We start from the raw sequence: 24,673 nt of genomic DNA on the forward strand, positions 1-24,673 counted from the left end.
TATTAACACACCGTAATTCTAGTCATGTTAGTTCTTAAAAAGGTATTACCCCAAATTTGAGTTTACGAATACAACCAGACACGCATTAACGAAAGAAGTTGACCTGTTGCGATCGGTTTCTTCATATAATCAGAAGCTCCCGCTTCAATACATTTGGCGCGATCCTCTTTCATTGCTTTGGCGGTAAGCGCAATAATAGGCAGTTTCTGATATTGCGGCATTTCACGGATTCGGCGCATAGCTTCATATCCGTCCATTTCCGGCATCATCATATCCATAAGCACGAGATCAAAATCTTCTTGCTCTACCAGCATTTCCAGCGCTTCACGTCCATTCTCCGCAAACTTCACTTCCATGTGGTATTCTTCCAGTACACTAGAGAGTGCAAAAACATTACGAATATCATCATCGACGAGCAGTATTTTCTTCCCTTCGAATAACTCTTCTTTGTTATGCAGCTTCTGCAAAATTTTACGTTTATCTTCCGGAAGATTGGCTTCTACCCGGTGCAAGAACAACGTTGTCTCATCCAGTAGTCGTTCCGGAGAACGAACATCCTTAATAATTATGGATTCAGCATACTTGCGGAGCTGTGTCTCTTCTTTGCTATCTAAATCCTTACCTGTATAAATAATAATAGGAAGATCATTTAATTCTTCATCATCACGAATCTGATCCAGCAATTCAAAGCCGTTCATATCCCCAAGCATAAGATCCAGAACCATACAATCATATCTCTGCTTGCGCAGCTCCATCAGTGCCTCATTGCCGGTTGATACCGCGGTGATAGCTACATCATCGTGACCAATCAATTCCATAATGGAACGACGTTGAATCTCATCATCTTCAACAATCAGAAGGTACTTCACTGTGCTGGACGTATAGTTCTCAATTTGTGAGAAAGCCCGCTCCAATGCTTCTCTTGAAGATGGTTTTCTAAGATACGCCATAGCTCCCATCATTAATCCTTGCTTCACTTCATCGTTCACTGAGATAACATGAACAGGAATGTGACGGGTCTGAGATGCACTTTTCAGCTCTCTAAGAATGGTCCAGCCGTCCATTACAGGCAGCTGTATATCGAGAATGATCGCATCTGGCAAATAAGTTTTTGCCATCTGCAGTCCTATATCGCCTTGAAGCGCTACTAAACCTTTAAATCTGCGCCCACGAGCCATGTCTAACAAGATTTTCGCAAAGCTTTCATCATCTTCAATAATAAGCAGGACTTTGTCATTCGCCGTCAAATTGTCACGGTCATCCTCAATTGTCAGTTGTGGAAGGGGTACGTTAACGGCTGCTGGCACTAAGGTTGGAAGCATGTCTCCAATATATTCATCATATGTGGAATCCTCTTTGGACACCGCAGCTTCTATTTCTGCACGTTGTTTACTGTAATTTGCCTTCACCGGCAAATATAAAGTGAAGGTACTGCCTTGTCCCTCACGGGATTCGAGCACGATAGCGCCACCCATTATACGAACCAATTCACGGCTGATCGACAATCCCAACCCCGTGCCTCCATATTTACGGCTGGTTGTTCCGTCTACCTGCTGGAAGGCTTCGAATACAATATCTGTTTTGTCAGCCGGAATACCAATGCCACTGTCCTTCACAGCAATAGCAATATATTCATTATCACTCGGCAGATTTAGTGGCAAGAGATTATTATCTGCCGGGCTAACTGAAAACTCGATAAAACCTTCGGTTGTAAATTTAAAGGCATTGGAAAGCAGGTTTCTTAAAACCTGCTTCAACCGGTGACTATCGGCAATTACGCTATCTGGCAGCGGCTCGTTAAAGGCTATCCGTAAGGAGAGTCCTTTTTTGATCGCCTGCGGAGCAAAATTCTGCTTCACAAAGCTTTTCAGCTCAGTCAGTTTAATTTCTTCATGATTCAGTTCCATTTTTCCTGCATCAACCTTGGATAGATCAAGAATTTCATCAATCATTTTAAGCAGATCAGCACCTGACATGTAAATCGTATGGGCAAATTCAACCTGTTTCTCCGTTAGATTACCATCCTTGTTCTCAGTAAGCAGCTGAGACAAGATCAGCAGACTGTTGAGCGGCGTCCGCAATTCATGGGACATGTTCGCCATAAATTCCGATTTATATTTACTAGTCACGGATAATTGCATAGCCTGTTTCTCTAGCTGAACCTTAGCATGCTCAATTTCATCTTTTTTCTCCTCAACCTCCTGCACTTGCTCCTCTAGTGCACGAGTCTTGGCGACGAGTTCCGTATTGTAATGCTCCAGTTCCTCCTGCTGACGTTGCAGCAGTTCTTCTGAACGCTTAAGCGCATCTGTCTGCTCTTCCAAGTTCTCATTAGAACGGCGCAGTTCTTCTTGCTGAGTCTGCAGCTCCTCTGACTGACATTGCAGTTCTTCCGTAAGTGCTTGTGACTCACGCAGTAATTTCTCTACAATCAGACGACGACTAATATTATTGAAAATAATGCTTAAATTATTCGCAAGTTGTTGCAGCAAATCATTTTTCAGACTGCTAAATGGCTGGAATGAAGCGAATTCTACTACACCGAGCAGCTCGTCTTCAAAAATAAGCGGATGAATGGAAATATATCCTGGCTGTGAATCCACAAAGCCGGATTTCACGGAGATATAATCTTCAGGAGCCCGCTCCAATCTGATTGGGTGCATATCAAGCGCACTTTGTCCTACAAGCCCTTCTCCAATCAAAAAACCTTCCTTTGGTTTCTTATCGTTATCTACTGCATAATAACCACTGCTTCGTAAAAAATCGGGACGATTAGCATCCTTCAAATACACAGCTCCAAACTGGGCTCCGAGCACAGGGGTGAACTCGTTGATAAAGGTCTGTGAGACCTGATCCAATGAGCTAACCCCCCGGAGAAGTTCTGTCACCTGAGCAACATTTGCATTCAGCCAGGATTGATCATTCTGTGCCTGTGCATAAGCCTGTTCCATTTGCTGTTTCTCTTCAAGATCTAACGCCATTTTCTTAAAGACAAGGGCAACCTCACCAATCTCATCTTTCGAAGTAACCTTTATGCGCCTTATGGCCCGAATTCTGCCGTTGCCAAAGCTGGTAATCATCATCGAAACGACATTAAGCCCCCGCGTAATGCTTGGAATGATCCATAAAACAACTCCAAGTCCAAGTAGCAGGCCCACAATCATCATCAAGATGACCATCTGAGTAGAGCTTTGATAGGCATCTTTAGCTTTTGCGCTCTCTTCATTCATAATAAAGGCATTATAATCAGAGAGACTGTTCAGAGCATTTAACACGGCATTCTGAATCGCTTGTCCCTCTGTGTTAGAATACGTGCTGGCATTCTGGAAATAACCAGCTGATAGCAGCTTCAATATTTTTTCCTGATAATTTAGATAGATCGTATAAGAATCATCAATTTGATTAACGATCTGCATCTCTTCAGCGCTAGTCATTGATTCTTTTATTTTGTCGTAGTGCTCATTCGCCTTAGCTATTTTTTTATCAATCTCTTTTTTTTGTGATTCTACCGTTGATGTATCCGCGCTTAACATGGTCGTCGTTAATATGCGCGCCATATCATTCACTTCTCCACGCATACCTGAAGAAGAGCGCCCCTTCATATATCTATCCTGGTAACCCTCAAGCTGACCATTCATATAATCCAAACGATCGTATCCAATCATAGTAAGTGCCAGCATAATCGCCAGCATCGCACTAAAACCAATTAAGAGTTTAGCCTTTATTTTCATCCTCATTCTGTTCCCTTCTTCAGTGAGATCCACACTATACATTTGTCATCGTCACGCTCTTTAGGAACATCAGCATTGAAAAAAGCAGCCCGTATAGTTTCTTCCTTCCATTCATGCTCAACATTTAAATGCTTAATCATAAACTTCAGCTGCTCTTCCTGTTCACCCTCAACCAGCTCCAGCAGACCATCTGTATAGAGAACCAAATGCCCTTCATCTTCGTAGGTCAAGCTCTGAGGCTGAATATCAATCCGTTCAAACAGGCCTACAGGGTGACAATTACTTTCCAGCAAGACCGGAGTCTTAGCTGCGCCTTCAAAAAATAGCGCAGGTGGATGCCCGGCGTTAACGTAGTCAATACGCTTTATACGAGTGTCGATCACAAGATAAATCGTCGTAAAATAATATTGAATCAGCTTTTTCTCAATATAAAGTTGGTTAAACCTTCGATTGAGTTCCTGAATTACCTTTTCCGGCTCTACATAGGTAGTTACCGTATCCTTTAATACTGACGCAAGGAACATGCAAAAAAGAGAGGACGATATACCGTGTCCCATAATGTCCAGGAGGATTACGCCATATCGGCCATCTCCAAGGGGATACCAGGCATATAAATCACCCGCCAATTCAGAGGAAGGCTGATAGATAGCATGCACCTCGAAATTCTCTTCCTGCAGGGGTAGGCTGAGTACAGCATTCTGCACGAGTGCAGCCAGTCTCAATTCCTCCTGAATCCGCTGATCCCGTTCCTTATGCCAATCTTTCTCACGTTTTAACCGCAGAGCAAGCCGAATCCGGGCCATTAGCTCCACTTTATTAATAGGTTTCGTAACATAATCTACTGCACCTGCATCCAGCGCTTCGGCCAATTTCTTAGAATCGCCTACAGCTGTAACCATTATTATTGGAATATCCTTAAGATGTTCGTATTGCTGCACAACACGACATGCTTCGATCCCATCCATTTCTGGCATCATCATATCCAGTAAAATCAGATCAATATCTGACATCCGGGGACGTCCATCTTCACTCCCCGAACCGATTCCAAGCCGTTCCAGCATCTCTTTGGCAGAGGATGCGGTTACGAAATTTCGGTAATCTTCTTTTTTCAGGATTTCACGGATAATGATAACATTAGTCGGATTGTCATCCACGATTAAGATTCTCATCATCTTCACCTCACACGATTAGTATTACGACCGTAAAATTCTGCAAACCTACTAACTATATCATACGCTATTTCACAGTGTTATTTCTATTTTCATAATATGTAAATATAGTCATAGGATCAATTTACGTATTCAGCAAAGTAACCTCCAGCCCCACTATACCTAGTGGGGCTGGAGGTTACTCTATTCTAAAGACAGCCTATGTTTATTAACCAATTTGCTCAAATATGAAACAGATTAGGAAGAAATACTATCAAATAAATCAATTCCTTCAAATTCACCCGCCAAATTTCGATATATTTTGAGTGCGTTATTCCCTCTCAGGTATACATCCCCATCTTCGGCTATAAAATACGGTTTGCCCAGAGTATCTTGCAGATTATCTGTTAAAGGATCGATTTCTACGCCATCTACATGTAAACCGAACTGCTGTGCTTGCGGAGGTGCAACATGTACATAAAGTACAACACCCTCGCCCACACCCACTGTCACATCTGCGTAATGGTACTCCACTGTCTCTAGCAATGGATCATTTGTCACCGCAAGCGGATTGCCTTTGGTCAGAAGCAGTTCTTCCTTTGTGGTGTATAAAGCGACACCTTGCAGAGAATCAAAGCGATTTATATATGGGCTGGATTCTGAAGCATGTTCAAATGCGAGAACCGACTTAGGTTGTTCAATAAAAGTAGAGATAGGCACCAACTGTGGAGACGCATCAAAGTATGGGAAAAGAAGACCAAATAAAAGGATCATCATGTTCATGTTGTGTCCCACCTTTCTTATCTGCAGCCACCGATTACAGAAGCCTTACTATCTTATGCTTAATGACGAAATTTCTTCCAAAGAGTTGCAGCTACGTCTACACCTTTTAGCACTGTAGCTATTTTTCCCGGTGACTTCTCAGCATAAATGGCATCATAGGAGTTAACAGTACGTTCTTCAGCAGGAGTTAGCGGAGCTTCTTTTATAGAGACTTCCTTACTTTTCTCCTTCAGCTCACGCGATTTACGATATTTCTCGATCACTGTGACTGACACTTGTTTGACTGTTAAGGTTAGCTCATTCATAACATCACCCAGATTCTTGACAGAATCGATGACTGGGTCAATCTTCTGAATCTTATGCTGTACATCGGCAGTGATTTCATTTGCGTGTCTGACCGTCGTTTTCACTTCATAAGTAAGCTCATCCATCGTCTTCTGTACTTCCACCAAGGTTTGGCTGACTTTGTCGAGTGAATCCTTTGCCGACTTTAAAGTTTTAATTAAAAAGAAAACAAGTACTGCGAATGCAATTGCGACGAGTGCTACACTAAGTTCAATGATCATATTCATAACCCCTTCCATATCTCATAAATATCGGCTAATCAGCCTTGTATACTGCATAGTTACCCCTGGTCCCATAAGCCGAAACATCTTGTCGAGCGTTGTCAAGAGTCCCTCTTCCCTTTTGTTTCAAAATCAAAGTCCCCGTTTATACAATGACTACATTAATCAAAAAAGGATAGGTGATATGTAATGTTAAAATGGTCCGCAATACTACTTGTAGTCGCAGTAATCGCCGGTATCTTTGGTTTCTTCAACCTAGTAGCTGCCGCTGCTGGTCTTGCTAAGATCCTGTTCTTCGTCTTCCTGGTTCTGTTTGTAATTTCTCTCTTCACGGGACGCAGAGGCAGATCTATGTAGCCCCTCTTATTAATGGTGTGACTGTTGTATCCCTCCCATATCTATCCATATATCTTATTCATCATGCAGAAAGTATAGGTCATTCCTGCACAGATGTCACTTGAGAAAATAAGAAATGTTGAATGGGTGGTTCATCACGCATCAATTACGTTTACTAGCTTATTAACAAACAGCGCTTTTGGAAAAAAATACATCCAACCCCCACAGGAGGAACCAAACATGAAAAAAATCGCCAGCCTTACAGTAGCCTTAGGACTTATGGCTTCCATTGCAGCTACAGCTTCAGCAGCTGAAGTAACAGGAACTACTACGGCTCCTGCAACCGTAACTGGAAGCACTTACAGCAATTCTTTTGAAACCATTATTACTCCAGCGGATATGAGTCCAGCTACACCGCAAATAGTGCTGACTGAGAAAACACCTTTCTACTTTTCAGTCGGAGGTATAATTCCAGCAGGCTGGCTTGGCGTTCAGACTCTTGATACAACAGGTGAAGTCATTTCGGATACTTGGGGTAATGAATGGAGAGAAATTTACACTTGGCTAGGAAAAGCATGGGTTAAGGTTCCTGTATCAGCCAATGTGATTTTGCCATAATTAATCAATAAGCGAAGAAGGGGTGTCCCAAGAGCCAAGAAAATGGCCGATGGTACTGCCCTTTTTTTATGTGGAGAGTACATATTCTGAACAGATAAACAGGAAGAGCTACCCCTTCAGTAGAGAATTCTACTAAAAGGATAGCCCTCTTGCGCGTACGCCCGCCATCGTTCACCCGTCACAAACATGCGATGCTGTCGCTTCCTGCATTTTCATATATTTAGCGAATGACCGAACCTCCGTAGAGAAAACGATTCATCCAAGAAGCGCTTAGTTTATCTACTCTTACCCCGCCTGAAGCTACGGAATAAGTTTGTAGAACTTGTCCATCTCCTAGATACATTGCAACATGCGATATTCTAGCTGTAGATTTGTCGATTCCCTCATAAGCAGAAGCAGAATTCCCCTTATAATCCATAAAGAACATTAAGTCGCCGCGCTTCAAATTGGAAATAGACGTAACCACCGTACTATTCGACTTCACCCAATCTCCCTGTTGACGGGAATCCGCCGGCAGTTTGAGATTGGCTGCATCCATAAAAATTTGCCGGATGAAGTCCGAGCAATCAAAGGTGCTTGTATCATTTCTGCTGGAGCCATACTCATAAGGCGTTCCTAGATATCCCATACCTGCAGCAATCACCCGTTCGATTTGGGCTGAAGCCCCCGGTGTGGTTACAGGTGGATTGGGTGTAGGCGTTGGTGTTGGTGTTGGTGTTACCGTTCCAGATCCCCCACCGTTTCCTGAAAGTGTACTATATTGTTCACTTGAACTTATATATCCGATGCTACCATCCGCCGCTTTAACTTGATACCAGTAACTGTTAGGCTGCGCCAGAACTTCTACTTTTTCTCCCTTATTCAAAAGCTTCATTATTTTCCCGCTTGTTGAAGGTGAAACTCGAAGATTCACACCATACTTAATGGTGCCAGTTTGTGCCGATGGTGTCGTTACTGAAGCAGAGGATACACTGATATATTTATCTCCTGCACTTGTATAACCCACTGAACCATCAGCCGTTTTTACTTGATACCAATAGCTGTTAGGCTGCGAAAGGATCTGCACTTGATCTCCCTTTTGCAAGTACTTCACTATTTCTCCGTCAGTAGAAGGGGTGCTGCGAAGGCGAACACTAGCCTCGATCACACCTGTTTGAACGGCTGAAGCTGCTGTAACTGAATTAGATGAACTTGAGGCTGCCGCTGCTTGTCCAGGAGCAGATACTCCTAAACCTGCAACAATTGCAGCAGATACTAACAAAGATGCTGTAATTTGCTTATGTGATTTGATCATACGTTCCCCCAAATTCCATGATGAGATTTCAATAAAGGATTGTACTACATTATTCCTTTATGCCCTCATTATAGGCTTGCCCGGGATTTGGAACATGCTCCAAATTTCACATATAATCATGCCACTTTATGGTAACACACAGGTCTAAAGTCTCGATTTCTCCTTGAATATGTGTTATTTTTCCTTAATATAGCATTTCGCGATTTATTTTTTAGGTTCCACGTGCACCTGCACATTCATAATATTATGCATTTTGCTCATTCTTTCTTCGATGGAATCACTTATTTCATGACCTTCCGTCACAGAAATATTCGCATCCACTTCCACTACAACATCCACATGCACATGATTACCATGAACCCGTGCCTTCACATCTTTAATCTCTTCTACTCCCGGCGTTCGAGCAATCGTACTGCGTAGATCCATCAATTTATCTTGATCAAAGCCATCGGTAAGCCGATAGGTCGAATCACGAAAAATATCCCAAGCGGTCTTGGAGATAATGAGTCCGACAAGAACAGCTGCTGCGGAATCAATCCATGGCAAACCAAACTGTGCACCCACAATCCCAACTGCGGCTCCAACACTGACCATTGCATCAGAAAAATTATCCTTAGCCGCTGCCATAAGTGCCCCACTGTTAATTTGTTTGGCCAGTCTTTTGTTATATATGTATACCCCCATCATAGCTACTGCACATACAATAGCCACCCCTGCCGACCAGAGCTGCGGCGTTTCTTTTGTACGATCGAAAAAGGAACGCACCGCCTCCACAATCACTTGAAGGCCCACTACCGCCATGATAAAAGAAGCCAACAACGCCGCTACGGTCTCTGCCCGGAAGTGCCCATAAGCGTGGTCAGAGTCAGGTGGCTTCCGCGAAATCCGTAACCCCACCAGTACAGCTATGGATGCTACGATATCTGTTAAATTGTTGACCCCGTCCGCAACGAGTGCGCTAGATGCAAATAAATAACCACAAACCAGCTTGAATGATGATAGGATGAGGTAAGCCGCTATGCTCACCCAAGCTCCTCGTTCACCTTTACGTATATCTTCGTAAATATCAGTCATTCTTGGCTCCCCCTCTTTTCCCCGATTATTTAAAATACGGAAAAGAATTCTTTCAATTATTCTTGCCCTTGTGGCAGCATTTAAAAACAATTAGAATAAAGTGTAAGGACTTGCTTCGAAGGAGGTTATCATAATGAGCGAAAGCAACGATAAAGGAAAAATCAACTTAGCGGAAGCTATCCGTAAAAAACTGGAACAGAAGAAGCAACAATCTTCCTCCAAGCCTGGATCCACATTTCAGGCCGGTTCCGCCAAACCGCTAAAAAGCCAAAATAACAAAAAGCCTAACAACCAACGCCGTCGTACTGGCGGATCTTAGTATTTACTTATACTTAAACATAAACGGCTGCGAATCCCTCGGGGAAACGCAGCCGTTTATACGTTCGTCCTGCCTGATAGGATGGATTAGAACTCTTCAAATTCATAACTGCTTTTCTTTAATGTACGATTAGCCAGCTGAAAACATGCGCTTTGGGAAACCTCAAGGGCTAAAGACTCCTGTCTTGGAAACCCCGCATACACCCCGTAGCATTCTACTTGTTAATAACTTTTCAAAATTGAAATTATAAAGACAGCTACCCTGATCCTAAAAGGATTAGTGTAGCTGCTTCATGGATTCCTTCCGCATAGCGGAAATTAAATATTATACTTCTACAGGATACATGCGCTGGCGCATTTCCTTAATTTCTGGATTCTCCAAATATTCATCGTAGCTCATGGAGCGATCAATTACACCTGTAGGTGTAATCTCGATGATGCGGTTAGCAATGGTTTGGATGAACTGATGGTCATGGGAAGTGAATAGAATCGTGCCATCGAAATCGATCAGCCCGTTATTCAGTGCCGTGATGGATTCCAGATCCAAGTGATTGGTTGGTTCATCGAACACAAGCACGTTCGCGCCGTTGAGCATCATTTTGGCCAGCATACAGCGAACCTTCTCGCCCCCGGACAGCACACTTGCTTTCTTCAGTGCTTCTTCTCCGGCGAACAACATACGGCCCAAGAATCCACGCAGGAAAGTTTCGTCCTGATCTTTAGAATACTGGCGTAGCCATTCTACAAGATTCATTTCCACACCATCGAAATAGCTGGAGTTGTCTTTCGGGAAATACGCTTGAGTTGTAGTTACTCCCCATGTATATTCGCCCGCATCCGCTTCTTGCTCACCCATGATCACATCAAACAGCAGTGATTTAGGCTGGGAGTAAGGGCCTACAAACGCAATCTTATCCCCTTTATTTACTACAAAGCTAATTTCATCAAGAAGCTTTTCACCTTCAACCGCTTTGGACAATCCGCTGACTGTCAGCAATTGTTTACCCGCTTCACGTTCTGGTTTGAAGTTAAGGAACGGATATTTACGGTTGGACGGACGAATGTCGTCCAGTGTAATTTTCTCAAGTTGCTTCTTACGTGATGTCGCTTGTTTAGACTTGGAAGCATTGGCCGAGAAACGCTGGATAAATGCCTGCAATTCCTTGATTTTATCTTCCTTTTTCTTGTTCGAATCACGCTGCAAAGCTTGCGCAAGCTGACTGGACTCATACCAGAAGTCGTAGTTGCCGACGTACATCTGGATTTTGCCAAAATCAATATCCGCAATATGCGTACATACTTTATTCAGGAAGTGACGGTCATGGGATACGACGATAACAGTACCTTCATAGTCCATGAGGAAGTTCTCTAACCAGCCAATAGATTCGAGATCCAAGTGGTTGGTAGGCTCATCTAGCAGCAGGTTATTTGGACGGCCAAACAAGGCTTGCGCCAAGAGTACCCGTACCTTTTCATTGCCGCTCAGTTCGGCCATTTTTTTGTCATGCAGTTCACGCATAATTCCGAGACCAATCAGCATGGCAGCTGCATCTGGCTCAGCATCCCAGCCGTTAAGCTCAGCGAACTCACCTTCAAGCTCCCCTGCACGCAGGCCATCCGCTTCTGTGAAATCGGACTTCGCATAAAGCGCATCCTTTTCTTTCATAATTTCATAAAGACGTGTATGACCCATAATTACGGTCTCAAGTACTGGGAATTCATCATACTCAAAATGGTTCTGTTTGAGTACTGCGAGACGTTCGCCCGGTGTAACATGTACCTCACCGGTATTTGCTTCGATCTCACCAGACAGAATTTTCAGAAAGGTTGATTTACCGGCACCATTGGCACCAATCAAACCGTAGCAGTTACCAGGGGTGAATTTTATGTTTACATCTTCAAAGAGAGCGCGTTTTCCGTAGCGGAGTGTTACGCCGCTTGTGCTAATCATTACGCATTACCATCCTTTTCACTTAGGGTTTCGGCTCATTATAGCATAAATAGAGAGCAAAAAGCCCGTAAAATAGCCTTTTCAGCTGTTCTCTCCAATACTAAAGTTATTCCAGCTGCTGTACAGAGGTCGCCAGTTAGGAGGAATTTTTTCAATTATTGTCCAGTTATGCGATTCTCGGGTTGTATAATAAGCGTTTCGCCATAGCTGAGCGTACGGATTCTTTCTTCAGAAATACCCTGTTTAAGCCGGGCACTTTCCATCCGATCCAGCGCTTCCCGGGCCGTATCATCAGCAAGTCTATAGGTGCCGTAATGCATCGGAATCATGGTCTCCGCTCCAACATCTACAAATGCTTGTATAGCCTCTTCAGGGGTTACATGCTGCGAGGTCATGAACCACTCCGGTTCATAAGCTCCAATCGGCATGAGTGCAACATGAAGCTTATAGCGGCTCCCAATCTCCTTAAAACCCGGAAAATAACCGCTATCTCCTGCGAAATACAGGTTAGGGGACAGCTTGTCGCTATCCGATTCGATCGGCTGCAGAATGTATCCTCCCCAATGAGAAGTATTCGTGTCCCAAGGTGTTCTCCGCGTCCAGTGCTGAGTCGGCACAAAGGTAAGCTTAATTTTACCTAGCGTATTTTCCTGCCACCATTCCATTTCTATGCAGTTGCGAAATCCTTTGCGGAGCATCTTTCGTTTCAAGCCTACAGGAACAACAAGGGTTGTCCCTGCTCTATATAATTTACGGATAGAAGCCATATGCAAGTGGTCATAATGAGAGTGCGAGATCAGAATCAGGTCAATGGGAGGCACTTCGCTGAGCGGAATCCCGGGTTGCCCCAATCTTTTCTCAAAGCCTAGTCTTCTCGCCCAGATTGGATCAGTAATGATATTCATCCCTTCATATTGAAGGAAAAACGTTGAATGCCCAATCCACGTAATGGTGGTCTCCAGGCGATTCTCCGCCAGATAAGCTAACCTCGGCGGCGTACTTGGCACTACATATGAATAATCTTTTTTCTTCCGTCGACGTTCCTCCCGCCACTTACGAAACTCTTTAAGTGTTTTATCGGTACTCACATTGTCGAGGTTATTGTAGCGAAATTTAGCCATAGAGCACCTCATCTTTAGAAGTTTGCCGAGCATGCTTTACTTTAGCGAATATAATACAACTATATTGAACGGCAGAGTATTTTGCAAAATATACAAGTTACTTGGTAATGGTGCGCCCTTTTTCCGCAAAATATCTAAGTACCCTTTTGTGTTTCACGCCAGAAATGAGATAATATGTGTATAAAGTATGGCGGTGCATATACCGTTCAAGGGGGAGCTACGTATGAAGATTACTTTTATTGAACCGACTCCAAGTCCAAATACGATGAAGCTTCATTTGGACGAAAGTCTGGAACCTGGAATCCGCAGAACCTATACACCAGAAAGTGAACGTTCCGCACCTGCCTGGGCACGCGAAATGTTAACGATACCGGGCGTTATTAGCATCTATCACGCTGCTGACTTTGCAGCGCTCGAACGCAAGGGCAATGCGGATTGGGCAGCGATTCTAAGAGAAGTTCAGAACCGCTTCGGCAACAGCGAAGGCTTAAATGACGATTGGAATCTTGCCGATGAGAACGCTGGCGCTCATTTCGGCGAAGCTCAAGTCTTCGTCCAGATGTTCCGCGGAATTCCGCTGCAAATCCGCGTTAAGACCGGCGCGAATGAAGAGCGCATCTCCTTAGCAAACCGCTTCACGAAGGCGGTTATGGATGTGGCTAGCGCCGTGATGATTAAAGAGCGTAAGCTCACTGATTACGGCGTGCGTTATGGCGAGCCCGCGGAGATTGCACGCGAGGTGGAGCAAGAGGTCGAAGCGGCGTATCCGCAGGAACGCCTCGACTCTCTCGTGCAGCAAGCCATTGCGCACGGCGCCGAAGGCGAGTTCGTCGAGCAGAGACGAACCCGCAGTCAGGATGAGCTGCTGCGAGACCTGAAGCATGAGGATTGGCGCGTGCGCTACGCCGCGCTGGAGGATCTTACGCCGACGGCGGAGCTCCTGCCGGAGCTTAAGGCGGCGCTGCACGATCCCAAGCTGCATATTCGCAGGCTTGCGGTCGTGTATCTAGGCGACCTTCGCACGCCTGAAGCGATGGAGCTGCTCTATGAGGCGATGGCAGACAGCGCGCCAGCCGTGAGACGTACGGCAGGCGATACGCTGTCCGACATCGGCGATCCTGCCGCCACGCCAGTGATGACGGCGGCACTGACAGATAAGAGCAAGCTTGTCCGCTGGCGCGCAGCTCGTTTCCTCTATGAGGTGGGCACATCCGATGCCCAAGAAGCGCTGTCAGTTGCGGCGGAAGATCCGGAATTCGAGGTTGGACTTCAGGCCAAAATGGCTTTGGAACGTATCGCTTCCGGTGAAGCAGCGGCGGGTACCGTTTGGCAGCAAATGTCAGAGCGTCGTCGCAGCTAACATTCCCTACCGGATTTTGTCATTGCTTGACTTGCGAACTTGCTTTATACTAATTCCTGTTGTTTATAAATGAATGAAGTAAAGATAGCCTCGTCATACTAAGATGAGGTAGAGGTCGCGGATATAAAGAGTACGCGCGTGGAGACGTTAGAGCCGTCTATGAATCGCGTCGAAAGGAATATCTGCCGAAGTCTGCACTGTCGCTCTTACAGCGGTGCAGGCTGGGGCCGTTGCCGAAAGGCACGGAACTGTCACATTGTATAACCTGCATAGCAGCAGGTCATAATGTGTTGCGCTATCTTCACAGGGAGTATGATGCGGAGCTGTATAGATGGAAACCGCAGATATAGTCTGCGGTTTCTTTGCGTTTACAGAATTTGTATATTTAGTGTTTGTCCATAACCTTATGGAGACCACCAAATACACTCTCCCGCTCTGCGGGAGGAAGCAGCTCAGCACTCCCCGTTCATGAATTGAAAGATTAGATCATAAGGAGTGTCAAATCATGCAGGGCAAGCAGCAAAATCTAGCACAAGGCAACGTAGGTAACCCGCCTGAGCTAAAAAAATCATTTAAAGCAAGGCATTTGACCATGATTGCGCTTGGAGGATCTATTGGTACTGGACTCTTCCTGGCCAGTGGTGGCGCTATCGCTTCAGCCGGACCCGGTGGAGCACTTCTAGCCTATACGGCTGTTGGTGTTATGGTTTATTTCCTCATGACCAGTCTGGGAGAGCTCGCTACCTATTTGCCGGATTCGGGCTCATTCAGCACTTACGGCACGCGTTTCGTCAGCCCCGCTTTTGGGTTCGCCATCGGCTGGAACTTCTGGTATAACTGGGCGGTTACGATTGCAGCAGAATTGTCTGCCGCCACCGTCATTATTAAATATTGGTTCCCGGACAGTCCCTCCTTTCTCTGGAGTCTCGTGTTCCTGCTGCTGATGTTCGGTCTTAATTTCCTATCTGCTCGTGGATACGGAGAATCAGAATATTGGTTTGCCATTATCAAAATTATTACTGTTATCGCCTTCCTTATTGTCGGAGTTTTGATGATTTTCGGAATCATGGGCGGAAAAGCCGTAGGCTTCAGCAATTTCCAGATCGGGGGCAGCTCGTTCCACGGTGGCTTCTTCGCTTTCGTCGGTGTCTTTATGGCTGCGGGATTCTCCTTCCAAGGCACCGAGCTAATCGGTGTTGCAGCAGGTGAGAGTGAGAACCCTCGCCGTAACGTACCTATTGCTATTCGCCAAGTCTTCTGGCGTATATTAATCTTTTATATCCTCGCTATACTAGTAATCGGAATGCTGATTCCTTACACGAATCCAGATCTGCTGCGCGGTGGTATTGATGATATCGGAGTCAGTCCGTTTACGATCGTATTTAATAAAGCAGGACTTGCTGTTGCCGCATCCGTCATGAATGCTGTCATTCTCAGCTCCGTATTGTCAGCCGGGAACTCGGGAATGTACGCCTCCACCCGCGTCCTGTACGCTATGGCTAAGGATGGAATGGCTCCACGTGCTCTAGGCAAGCTTAATCGCCGCGGTGTTCCTGTTGGTGCTTTGCTCGTGACCACAGCCGTTGGTATGTTAGCCTTTTTAGCATCATTCTTTGGTGATGGTGCTGTATACAACTGGTTGCTTAATGCTTCCGGTATGTGTGGATTTATTAACTGGCTCGGCATCGCTGTCTGCCATTATCGTTTCAGACGCGCCTTTATAGCTCAAGGTCATTCCCTTGATGAGCTGCCTTACCGGGCTAGATGGTTCCCGTTTGGGCCTATATTTGCCTTAGTACTTTGTACGGTAGCCATCCTTGGCCAGAATATGGGTGCCTTCTCAGGTGGAAACATCGACTGGTACGGTATTGCCGTTTCCTATATCAGCCTGCCATTATTCGTCTTGATTTGGGCCAGCTATCGCTTCTTCCGCAAGAGTAATATTATTCCTTTGGAAAAATGCGATCTTAGTACTCACCCAGAATAAATAGACTCCGCAAAAAAGGGATATCCAGAAGCCTGAAAGGCTGCGGGATATCCCTTTTTATATAAATCAATCTAGTATATTCAACTCCTCATTTTACTTAGCCCTTTGCCTATTCCCAAGTCACATACACTTTTAGATCACCCGTATTATCAAAAGAAGTGCTAGAATAAGACACTTCCTCTAGTCCAAGTTTATATAACTCCTGTAGATCATTCTTCAGCTGGGTTCCACTACCGTGATAACGGAATAATAAAGATCCCTCTCCTGAAGCGACAGCCTTATTCGCCAGCTGAATTAAATCTGCTGCTGAACGTACAATCCGTTCCTCGGCATACAGCTCATAATTAAGGTCCTTCTGAAGCTGCTTATACACCCCGGCGTTCTGTCCTCCACGCTCTACAAGTGCTGACAAGGTCTTATAATAGGCAACCGAAGCTGCCGGATAAGACTTCGTCCAGCTATGGTCCTGACGCATTTGTGCATCCGTCTTCAAGTAATACGCGGTGCTTACCACGCCGGCTTTATCAGGTGTCGGGTCATCCCAAGTTGTGTCGAGATGATACCATCTCCCTTCGAGCAGCACTAGATTCCAAGCATGAGACTGGCTGCGTCCTCCCGGCTGTTTTGCAGTGCCCTCGACGATTTTATTACTGAATCCCGCTTCCTTGAGCAGCTTATAGGTCAACAGCGAATACCCTTGGCAAACGGCACTGCCACTCTTCAGGCCTTCATAAGCCGTATATTTACGATAAGAGGTATCATACTTCAGACGCAGCACCACCCAGTCGTGGATAGCCTTAACCTTCTGATGATTATTCATGCCCGGTGTAATGATCTTCTTGAGCGTTGCCTTTACTTCTTTGTTCACAAAAGCGGTCTGCTCCAGCGTTTCCAAGTATTTCACTTCTACCGTAACCTTTACAGAACTTTTGCTCCCTCGATAAGTGTATCCGTAGCTATCTATGATGTAATACAAATAGGGATCGCTATTCATCGCTTGATCTAGACCCGTTTGTATCTGTGTTTTTAAATTCGAGGTTTTCCCCTCATAAGTAAAAGTGATAGTCTCTCTACGATTATTCATCGCACCGGTTAGCTTCTGGGCAATTTCACTCACAGAACGAACGGTCGGTGAAGTCGTGGCCGCATAAGCATGCCCCCAGGTCCAATACAATGTCGGGGGAATGGCTGCGCAAATAATCACTCCTCCAAGAATGACTTTTGCCAACGTGAAGCGTTTTTTCCACATAATTATTCTGATCCTCCGGCTCCTACAGACTTATTCAAAACCCTCCATTTAATAGATAATGAAGACTTGGGCAAAAAAAGACTGTTCTCTGTAGAATAATTCTACTCTGAGAACAGCCTCTAAGCCAGATCAATATGAATTATTTCTTTAGGGGTGTAATGATATAGGTCTCTCCTATTACTGTTTCAAATTCCAGCCCCGCTCCTTCAATCTGTGTACCATCCGGTTTTTGAATGAGCAAAGGCTGGTGTTGAACAATTCTGCAGGATCGGCCATGAGTCGAGGTAACCTCTGCCCTAGTTAAACAGCCCCCGCTCCATTCTATAGTCATGACAAAGCCACCACGTGCCACCAACCCTTTCACGCTGCCTTCAGACCATTCCTCTGGAAGAGCAGGTAATAGTTCCAGACCCTCCTGATGACTCTGCAAAAGCATTTCTGCTATTCCGGCTGTAGTGCCGAAGTTTCCATCAATCTGAAACGGAGGATGATTTCCGAACAGGTTCGGCAAACTGGAATCTTGCAAAATGCGACGTAGACAGCTAACCGCACTCTCGCCATCCTTCAGACGCGCATAAAGATTAAGCAACCATGCTGCGCTCCAGCCTGTATGGCCACCTCCGTGTTCTATGCGTTTCTTCAGTGTTAAGGCTGCCGCCTCCGCTAGCTCTGGTGTGGAGGAAGGGCTAATTACGTTCCCAGGGTACAGGTCATACAAATGAGAAACATGACGATGCCCAGGCTCTTGTTCAGCAAAATCCTCATTCCATTCGCGGACAGTTCCGTCCGGTGCGATCCCTTGGTGGGCAAGCTGTTTCTGTTTCTGCATAAGCTCCTGACGCAGCTCTACATCGGTATTTAAAATATCAGCAGCCTGAATGCAGTGCTTGAACAACTCAGCGATAAGCGATAAATCCATAGCTGAGCCAGCCGAGACACTGCATGGTGTGCCGTCAGCAGTCAGAAATACATTCTCTGGCGAGGTAGACAGACCTGTGGTCCATCTTCCATCAGGCAGCTCTACTAGCCAATCCAGACAAAACAATGCGGCTCCCTTTAATATGGGATAAGCTGTGCGCAAATAGTCCTCATCTGGACGAAAAGCGTAACGCTCCCATAGATGGCGAGAGAGCCATACCCCGCCCATCGGCCAAAAAGCCCACATCGCCTTACCGTCTGATGGAGAAGTCATCCGCCACAAATCGGTATTATGGTGTACTGTCCAGCCACGTGCGGCATAATGAATACTCGCTGTACGGCTGCCAGCCACGCTAAGCTCCGTGATAAAATCTATTAAAGGTTCATGGCATTCACCCAATCCGCATAACTCGGCTGGCCAATAATTCATTTCGGTGTTTATATTTGTCGTATAATTGCTGTTCCATGGTGGCTGAATATAGGGATTCCAAATGCCCTGCAGATTCAGAGCTTGCGTCCCCGGCCGTGAGCCAGCAATCATCAGGTAGCGGCCATACTGGAACAGCAACGCTTCCAGTTCAGGATCTGCCTGTCCTTCGCGGTATTGTACCAGGCGCTCATCAGTCGGAAGCTCTCCTCGGGAAGCAGCAGATGCAAGCGTCAACTCCACACGGTGGAACAAGGATTGATGATCCTCTAAGTGGCGCTGCTTAAGCTCTGCGTATCCTTTAGAGGCTGAAGCTAACTGCACTAGGCACAACTCCGCTGGCAGCTTGCCACCGCTTCCCGGCATCCGGTCATACCCGGCATAATCGGTTGCCGCAGCCAGACGAAGGGTAATGGAGTGCGCGCCAGAAATCAACAGCGAGCCGTTCTCCGCTACACAAGTCCCACCTTCCGTCTGGATCTCCATAACCGCAGCAAAACTTATGCCAAGCCCCTCTTCATATAATACGGCACGCGGGTGATCCCCTACGTAGTTATCAGCCACATGCGACGGGGCACGGCCAGTCATAATCAGCATGCCATCCGGAGTAATCTCCGAGTTGAAAGGATGTGGTGATGCCAGATCCGCCCAGAAATCTGGCAGAGTAGCTTGGCCCTCCCCCCCCTCAGCACGGATATGAAGAGCTATAATGTCATCCGGTCTGCTGGCCAATACTTCACGTACGATCCTTACACCACCGGCAGTATAGGCTACCGTAGCCAACGCCTGATCCAGATCAAGCTCTCTCCGGTAATCCTCTACAGGACCTGCAAAATTAAACTTCATTCGCAAATCTCCAAGCGGTTGATAGGATTCCGTCCGGCTGCCTAACATTTTGGCGTCCACCAGTGCTTCTGCTTCCTTGTATTTCCCCTCTGCAACTAGCTGTTTAGCTGGAGCCAAATGCCGCAGTGCCTCATAGTTGGCTTTATCCCGCGGGAAACCTGACCATAGAGTGTCTTCATTTAATTGAATCCGTTCTTCTTCGATTCCACCAAAGACCATGCCGCCCAGCCTGCCGTTACCTACGGGCAGCGCCTCTTCCCATACAGCCGCCGGCTGCTTGTACCATAACTCATGCCGTCCGGAGTTCTTGCTCTCTCCCATGTATATTCCTCCTGTCCTGTTATTACCGGTGAAAAGCAATCAGCGGGAGGCCCGGACTTTCGTTCGGACTTCCCGCCATCTTCATGCTTTTATTGGATTAGACGAAAATTAATAATTAATCATTCCAAAGTTTCACGCGTTGTTTAACCAGCTCTTCACGCAAATCTTCAGCTTTCGTTACACCAGCTTTATCAAGCTCAGCCATGTAAGCATCCCAAACTTTATCGAAATCAGCTGGTTTAGACAAGATTGCTTCTGGGATCCGTTTCCAACTGATATCCTTCAGCTTGTTGTCAAGAACGACAATTTCGCTATCCCCAGGAATCGTGATGTTCCATGCTGCGCCCCAAGGTTTAACTTTGAACTCATCTTCACTTGGGAAGAGGTCTTTCCAAGTTGTTGCTTTGTAAGCAGCAAGTGTTTCTTTTTCAACCGCATTGTAACCTACAGTTACTTGCTCAGGGAAACGAGTTGTGTAGTAGTTACCAGATGGATCCAATACACCGTCGCCATAGTGAGCGCTCAGCAATGCATAGTTTGATCCGACATTACCCAAACCAGTTTCTTTTTGGAAGTTGGTAGTGTCATTATATTTACGGTCGTTCACATCTTCAGGAATGACACGTTTGCCATCAACAACATTGTAGTGTTTGCCTTCAATACCCCAGTTAACCAATACTTGACCTTCGTCGGAAGCTAGGTAGTCCAGGAATTTAATCGCACGAACTGGATCTTTAGCATCTACGCTGATCCCAATTCCGTTACCACCCATGAAGCCTGTAGGCCAGAAGGAGGTTTCTTTGTACTCCTCAGACAAGGTTACAGGATAGTGTCCATAGCCTTGATCCAGCTTGCCCTCAGCTTTCAATGCTCTTTCTCCATCGCCATAACCCCAGTCTTGGTCAATCAAACCAATAACGCGGCCGGTAGCGATTTTAGCTTTGTACTGATCATACTTTTGAACGAAACTTTCTGGATCAAGCAATCCGATATCGTTCATGTGGTTGAGCCAGCGGAAATATTCTTTTTCAGCCGGACGACGGAAGTGATAAGTTACTTCTTGGGTGTCGATATCAATCGCATATTCACCATCGTCAGGAGAACCAGTAGTAATAAATGCTGGGTTAGTTACTGTAATGTACATGTACCAATCATCTGCATTCAAAGTCAGGCCGATGTTTTTGTTACCATTTTCATCGGTAGGATGTTTTTCCAGGTAAGCCTTGATTACGTTCTCATAATCTTGAACAGTTTTGATTGCAGGATATCCAGCTTCTTTAACAGCACGGTGCTGTAGTTCAAATCCGCCACCAGCATCAAAATATTTGTTGTCCACACCTGCATAGGTAGGGATGGCATAAATCGCATGATCATCGTCACTGTAACGTGAACGTTTCATGCCTTCTTCGCCCAATACTTTTTTGATATTCGGAGCATATTTTTCAATCAGGTCTGTTAGATCAAGCATTGCGCCTGCATCCACCAGCTTACTGACATCAGTCTTAGCACTGATCAAATCCGGATATTCGCCGCTCGCTGCGATCAAGGCTACTTTTTGTTGAGGATCACCAACTGCATATTCAGCATTTAGGGTTACTCCCGTTTTTTCCGTAATCACTTTACCAACTTCATCTTGCATACCTGTCCAGTTCGGGTTAGGGTCTGCACTGAAGAAGGTCATCGTGAGCGGGGAAATATCCTCAGCCGCATTGGTCGCATTTCCAGCATTAGTTGCATTGCCGCCTGTATTTCCAGCTGCAGCATTACCATTGTTGCCATTGTTACCGCCGCAGCCTGCAAGCACACCGAGCAGCATAATAGAAGTGAGCGTTAATGCCGTAGCTTTGGCTTTTATCTTTCTATTACTTCCCATTAAATAAACCCTCCTTAAAATTGTTTATCTATCGTATCACAGGTGAAGACCTGTTAATACTTTACCCAGCTTGCCAAAAGAAAACGGATACACAATAGGTTTTAAGCATAGGGGAGACTATGCTCCCCCGTTAAACTGTGATTAGCTCTTCACAGCACCAAGTGTCATACCTTTAACAAAATACTTCTGAATGAACGGATAAACCAACAGGATCGGTACGGTTACGACAATCGTAATCGCCATTTTGAGCGACTCCGGCGAGACCTGATTGGAAGCCAGCGAAGCAATGTTGGAGCGGTAGTCGCCTCCGTTACCACTGGTTGTGGTCTGTAGAACCTTCATCAATTCATATTGCAATGTGGTCAAGTTAGGGCTTGAACCATTGTACAGATAAGTATCAAACCAAGCATTCCATTGACCTACTGCTAGGAACAGCGCGATCGTTGCTAGCGCTGGCTTCATCAATGGCAGAATAACGCGGAAGTAGATAGTAAAGTCATTGGCTCCATCCAGCTTCGCCGATTCCTGCAGCGCATACGGCAGGCCGTCGATGAAGGAGCGGATAACGAAGACGTTAAAGGCACTAACCAGTCCAGGCAATACATAGACTGCAAAGCTGTTCATCATATGCAGATCCTTGATCAGCATATAGATTGGAATCATTCCTCCTGAGATATACATGGTCATTGCCAAGAATGTGGAGACAAACTTGCGACCTGCAAAGTCAGGGCGGCTGATCGTAAACGCCAGCATCGAGGCACTGATCAGTCCGAACAAAGTACCGATAATTGTCCGCAAAGCGGATATTTTAAACCCGGTGATTAATCCGGAGAAAGTGAAGATCTTTAGGTAATTGTCCCAGGTAAAATCCCGGGGATAGATGGTCACTCCACCGCGCACACTGTCCACTGAATCATTCAGTGAGATGGCAAGCACGTTCAAAAACGGATAAATCGTGATTACAACCACGAACAGTACTACAAAATATACAAAGAAATCAAAGATCCGGTCTGACCATGACTTTCCGGTGATAGCTGAATTTCCCACTGTAACGCTCTCCTTTCATGAAAAGGGCAATTTACTGCCACGATTGGGTAGAAGGGCCTTCTGTGCTACAGAAGGCTCTCTTTTGTTGTACGTTTGAAGATTCCATTAATCGTAAACAGTAGAATTACACTGATCACTGAGTTGAATATATTGATCGCAGTACCGTAGGAATATCTCGCCATGCCCAGTCCGTATTTCAGTGAATACAAGTCTAGCACTTGAGAATAGTCGGTAACGAGGTTGTTTCCGAGCAAGAATTGCTTCTCAAAGCCGATATTGAGCAAATTACCCACCGACATAATGAGTAGTACAGTAATTGTTGGGCGAATACCCGGAAGTGTAATATGCCATACCTGACGAAGCCTGCTGGCACCGTCTACCCGGGCCGCTTCGTACAATTCAGGCCCAATACCTGCGATAGCTGCAAGGTAGATGATGGCGTTCCATCCGGTCTCTTTCCAGACATCCGATAAGGTAACGATTCCCCAGAAGAGATGGCCCTGGGCCATAAACTGGATAGGTGCGTCTATGAATCCTATTCCTAACAAGATATCGTTTACAAGACCATTTTCACCAGATAACATTTTAGTTACAATCCCCGCTGCAACCACCCATGATACAAAGTGGGGCAAATACGAGACTGTTTGAGCAAATCTTTTAAAGAAGCCAAGACGCACTTCATTGAGCAATATTGCAAACGTTATTGGAAAGATAAATCCTGCGACTAAGCCCATTCCACTCATCGCCAGCGTATTACGCAGCGCCAGAAGGAATTGCGAGTCACTGAACAGTGTCTTAAAGTGTTCAAAACCTACCCATTCTTGTTCAAAAAAGCCACGTGCAGGCTTGTACTTTTGAAAAGCCATCGTCCAGCCCCATAACGGGAGATAACTGAAGACGAATGCCCAGATCACAAAAGGTATCGACATCATCCATAAGTACTTTTGATTCTTAAAGCTTCTCCAAAACCGTCCTCCTGAAGCAGGCTTTTTGTTGCGTGTTCGGGTATCCGGCGGGATTTGAGAAGTTACTGTGTCCGCTTTCATAAAGCCCCTCCTCTCTATGTCTATATTCTAAATCTCTGTAAGCGATTGCAGTACCCTATAAATTCGACCTAAAATCAGGTGAAAATTAGAGATTTAGAGCCCAAATAAAGCGGATACATCGTTGAAAACACTGAAAACAAACATGAATTTACTGAAAATATAATCAAGTGAAATTATTTGATTTCATAAATCGATACGATACTTAATCCCCTGTCTATTTCACACAATTAATACTTCATCCCATAATTAAAAAACGCCCCGAGCTAACGTTCTATAAGTGAACGTGGCCGGAAGCGAAGGCGCGGACTGAAATGACTTATTTAAGCAAATTGCACATCTTATTGGGTTAGGCGGATTATATAGACCTTATTCACTTAAAAAACCACCTTTTGGAGAACATTTGCAGCTAATAACGTACATGGAGTCCGATAAATCGAATTTGGACTCGAAATAGCCCAAATAACGACTCTGGAGTCCGTCAAACCCGCGAATGAAGACTATAATGTGCTCTCAGATGAGGCGTAACAAGTATACCCGTAACCCCTGCCCTGCTCCTCAACGAAAACCTCCGTATGGTTCAATTAAAATTAATTACTTTAATATCATCTTTTCTAGAAAATATTACCTGATACGTCAGTAGTTTAACTATTTCAGATACA

The 24,673-nt window shown here is 45.4% G+C and carries 18 protein-coding genes and 1 riboswitch; of the genes, 5 read left to right on the plus strand and 13 right to left on the minus strand.

Translation table 11 applies throughout. The features are described from left to right. Positions 1–62 precede the first annotated feature (62 nt). The 4 genes from MHH89_RS18320 to MHH89_RS18335 all read right to left on the minus strand — a co-directional run bounded on the left by MHH89_RS18320 (position 63) and on the right by MHH89_RS18335 (position 6,228). Positions 63–3,731, minus strand: coding sequence for a response regulator (locus tag MHH89_RS18320; RefSeq protein WP_076128810.1), 3,669 nt, complete (start codon positions 3,729–3,731; stop codon positions 63–65). A gap of 2 nt (positions 3,732–3,733) precedes the next feature. Further along, positions 3,734–4,900: a SpoIIE family protein phosphatase gene (locus MHH89_RS18325; protein WP_076128679.1), complete on the minus strand. Its 1,167-nt coding sequence runs from the start codon at positions 4,898–4,900 to the stop codon at positions 3,734–3,736. 237 nt (positions 4,901–5,137) lie between these two features. Then, complete coding sequence (locus MHH89_RS18330; RefSeq protein WP_076128682.1) at positions 5,138–5,662, minus strand: hypothetical protein; 525 nt, start codon at positions 5,660–5,662, stop codon at positions 5,138–5,140. A gap of 59 nt (positions 5,663–5,721) precedes the next feature. Continuing rightward, positions 5,722–6,228 (minus strand): DUF948 domain-containing protein, encoded by a 507-nt coding sequence (locus MHH89_RS18335; RefSeq protein ID WP_036680224.1) that lies wholly within the window; start codon positions 6,226–6,228, stop codon positions 5,722–5,724. 189 nt (positions 6,229–6,417) lie between these two features. On the opposite strand from MHH89_RS18335, the gene MHH89_RS18340 reads away from it, so the two are divergent. Both MHH89_RS18340 and MHH89_RS18345 read left to right on the plus strand, forming a co-directional pair. Further along, positions 6,418–6,585, plus strand: coding sequence for a DUF1328 domain-containing protein (locus tag MHH89_RS18340; protein WP_036680225.1), 168 nt, complete (start codon positions 6,418–6,420; stop codon positions 6,583–6,585). Positions 6,586–6,804: 219 nt separating this feature from the next. After that, positions 6,805–7,182 (plus strand): hypothetical protein, encoded by a 378-nt coding sequence (locus MHH89_RS18345; RefSeq protein WP_076128684.1) that lies wholly within the window; start codon positions 6,805–6,807, stop codon positions 7,180–7,182. A 220-nt stretch (positions 7,183–7,402) separates the two neighbouring features. On the opposite strand, the gene MHH89_RS18350 is transcribed toward MHH89_RS18345, so the two are convergent. Both MHH89_RS18350 and MHH89_RS18355 read right to left on the minus strand, forming a co-directional pair. Continuing rightward, positions 7,403–8,476: a C40 family peptidase gene (locus tag MHH89_RS18350; RefSeq protein WP_076128686.1), complete on the minus strand. Its 1,074-nt coding sequence runs from the start codon at positions 8,474–8,476 to the stop codon at positions 7,403–7,405. A gap of 204 nt (positions 8,477–8,680) precedes the next feature. After that, the gene (locus MHH89_RS18355; protein WP_076128688.1) at positions 8,681–9,550 is read right to left on the minus strand and encodes a cation diffusion facilitator family transporter; all 870 of its coding nucleotides are present in this window, start codon (positions 9,548–9,550) and stop codon (positions 8,681–8,683) included. A 133-nt stretch (positions 9,551–9,683) separates the two neighbouring features. Here MHH89_RS18355 and MHH89_RS18360 point away from each other — a divergent pair, with 133 nt between their 5' ends. Next, a complete protein-coding gene (locus MHH89_RS18360; RefSeq protein ID WP_036680230.1) occupies positions 9,684–9,869 on the plus strand; it encodes a hypothetical protein in 186 nt (61 codons plus the stop codon). 324 nt (positions 9,870–10,193) lie between these two features. On the opposite strand, the gene MHH89_RS18365 is transcribed toward MHH89_RS18360, so the two are convergent. Together MHH89_RS18365 and MHH89_RS18370 are read right to left on the minus strand one after the other, a co-directional pair. After that, entirely contained in the window at positions 10,194–11,819 is a 1,626-nt protein-coding gene (locus MHH89_RS18365) for an ABC-F family ATP-binding cassette domain-containing protein (RefSeq protein WP_036680232.1), read from the minus strand. 155 nt (positions 11,820–11,974) lie between these two features. Further along, a complete protein-coding gene (locus MHH89_RS18370; protein WP_341087792.1) occupies positions 11,975–12,940 on the minus strand; it encodes an MBL fold metallo-hydrolase in 966 nt (321 codons plus the stop codon). A 223-nt stretch (positions 12,941–13,163) separates the two neighbouring features. On the opposite strand from MHH89_RS18370, the gene MHH89_RS18375 reads away from it, so the two are divergent. Both MHH89_RS18375 and MHH89_RS18380 read left to right on the plus strand, forming a co-directional pair. Beyond that, the gene (locus MHH89_RS18375; RefSeq protein ID WP_076128692.1) at positions 13,164–14,300 is read left to right on the plus strand and encodes a virulence factor; all 1,137 of its coding nucleotides are present in this window, start codon (positions 13,164–13,166) and stop codon (positions 14,298–14,300) included. A gap of 101 nt (positions 14,301–14,401) precedes the next feature. Next, a riboswitch (Lysine riboswitch) is annotated at positions 14,402–14,606 on the plus strand. 199 nt (positions 14,607–14,805) lie between these two features. Continuing rightward, positions 14,806–16,287 carry an amino acid permease gene (locus tag MHH89_RS18380; protein ID WP_341087794.1) on the plus strand — a complete coding sequence of 494 codons (1,482 nt, stop codon included), beginning with the start codon at positions 14,806–14,808 and terminating at the stop codon, positions 16,285–16,287. 109 nt (positions 16,288–16,396) lie between these two features. Here the strand turns inward: MHH89_RS18380 and MHH89_RS18385 are convergent, their stop codons facing one another. From MHH89_RS18385 to MHH89_RS18405, 5 genes are all read right to left on the minus strand, one after another. Continuing rightward, entirely contained in the window at positions 16,397–17,536 is a 1,140-nt protein-coding gene (locus MHH89_RS18385) for a transglutaminase domain-containing protein (RefSeq protein WP_076128696.1), read from the minus strand. A gap of 139 nt (positions 17,537–17,675) precedes the next feature. Then, positions 17,676–20,048: a glycoside hydrolase family 95 protein gene (locus MHH89_RS18390; protein WP_341087797.1), complete on the minus strand. Its 2,373-nt coding sequence runs from the start codon at positions 20,046–20,048 to the stop codon at positions 17,676–17,678. A gap of 115 nt (positions 20,049–20,163) precedes the next feature. After that, a complete protein-coding gene (locus tag MHH89_RS18395; RefSeq protein WP_080742630.1) occupies positions 20,164–21,921 on the minus strand; it encodes an ABC transporter substrate-binding protein in 1,758 nt (585 codons plus the stop codon). Positions 21,922–22,062: 141 nt separating this feature from the next. Next, entirely contained in the window at positions 22,063–22,968 is a 906-nt protein-coding gene (locus tag MHH89_RS18400; RefSeq protein WP_076128700.1) for a carbohydrate ABC transporter permease, read from the minus strand. A gap of 65 nt (positions 22,969–23,033) precedes the next feature. Beyond that, on the minus strand, positions 23,034–24,014 hold the full coding sequence (locus tag MHH89_RS18405) for an ABC transporter permease (RefSeq protein ID WP_076100584.1): 981 nt from the start codon (positions 24,012–24,014) through the stop codon (positions 23,034–23,036). Positions 24,015–24,673 lie beyond the last annotated feature (659 nt).

Source organism: Paenibacillus sp. FSL H7-0323, from assembly GCF_038002725.1.
Taxonomy (GTDB): Bacteria; Bacillota; Bacilli; order Paenibacillales; family Paenibacillaceae; genus Paenibacillus_AQ; species Paenibacillus_AQ odorifer.

Excerpts from the sequence above, each read along its gene's own strand:
- MHH89_RS18320 (WP_076128810.1), bottom strand. The coding sequence starts at position 3,731 with ATGAAAATAAAGGCTAAACTCTTAATTGGTTTTAGTGCGATGCTGGCG.
- MHH89_RS18325 (WP_076128679.1), bottom strand. The coding sequence starts at position 4,900 with ATGAGAATCTTAATCGTGGATGACAATCCGACTAATGTTATCATTATC.
- MHH89_RS18330 (WP_076128682.1), bottom strand. The coding sequence starts at position 5,662 with ATGAACATGATGATCCTTTTATTTGGTCTTCTTTTCCCATACTTTGAT.
- MHH89_RS18335 (WP_036680224.1), bottom strand. The coding sequence starts at position 6,228 with ATGATCATTGAACTTAGTGTAGCACTCGTCGCAATTGCATTCGCAGTA.
- MHH89_RS18340 (WP_036680225.1), top strand. The coding sequence starts at position 6,418 with ATGTTAAAATGGTCCGCAATACTACTTGTAGTCGCAGTAATCGCCGGT.
- MHH89_RS18345 (WP_076128684.1), top strand. The coding sequence starts at position 6,805 with ATGAAAAAAATCGCCAGCCTTACAGTAGCCTTAGGACTTATGGCTTCC.
- MHH89_RS18350 (WP_076128686.1), bottom strand. The coding sequence starts at position 8,476 with ATGATCAAATCACATAAGCAAATTACAGCATCTTTGTTAGTATCTGCT.
- MHH89_RS18355 (WP_076128688.1), bottom strand. The coding sequence starts at position 9,550 with ATGACTGATATTTACGAAGATATACGTAAAGGTGAACGAGGAGCTTGG.
- MHH89_RS18360 (WP_036680230.1), top strand. The coding sequence starts at position 9,684 with ATGAGCGAAAGCAACGATAAAGGAAAAATCAACTTAGCGGAAGCTATC.
- MHH89_RS18365 (WP_036680232.1), bottom strand. The coding sequence starts at position 11,819 with ATGATTAGCACAAGCGGCGTAACACTCCGCTACGGAAAACGCGCTCTC.
- MHH89_RS18370 (WP_341087792.1), bottom strand. The coding sequence starts at position 12,940 with ATGGCTAAATTTCGCTACAATAACCTCGACAATGTGAGTACCGATAAA.
- MHH89_RS18375 (WP_076128692.1), top strand. The coding sequence starts at position 13,164 with ATGAAGATTACTTTTATTGAACCGACTCCAAGTCCAAATACGATGAAG.
- MHH89_RS18380 (WP_341087794.1), top strand. The coding sequence starts at position 14,806 with ATGCAGGGCAAGCAGCAAAATCTAGCACAAGGCAACGTAGGTAACCCG.
- MHH89_RS18385 (WP_076128696.1), bottom strand. The coding sequence starts at position 17,536 with ATGTGGAAAAAACGCTTCACGTTGGCAAAAGTCATTCTTGGAGGAGTG.
- MHH89_RS18390 (WP_341087797.1), bottom strand. The coding sequence starts at position 20,048 with ATGGGAGAGAGCAAGAACTCCGGACGGCATGAGTTATGGTACAAGCAG.
- MHH89_RS18395 (WP_080742630.1), bottom strand. The coding sequence starts at position 21,921 with ATGGGAAGTAATAGAAAGATAAAAGCCAAAGCTACGGCATTAACGCTC.
- MHH89_RS18405 (WP_076100584.1), bottom strand. The coding sequence starts at position 24,014 with ATGAAAGCGGACACAGTAACTTCTCAAATCCCGCCGGATACCCGAACA.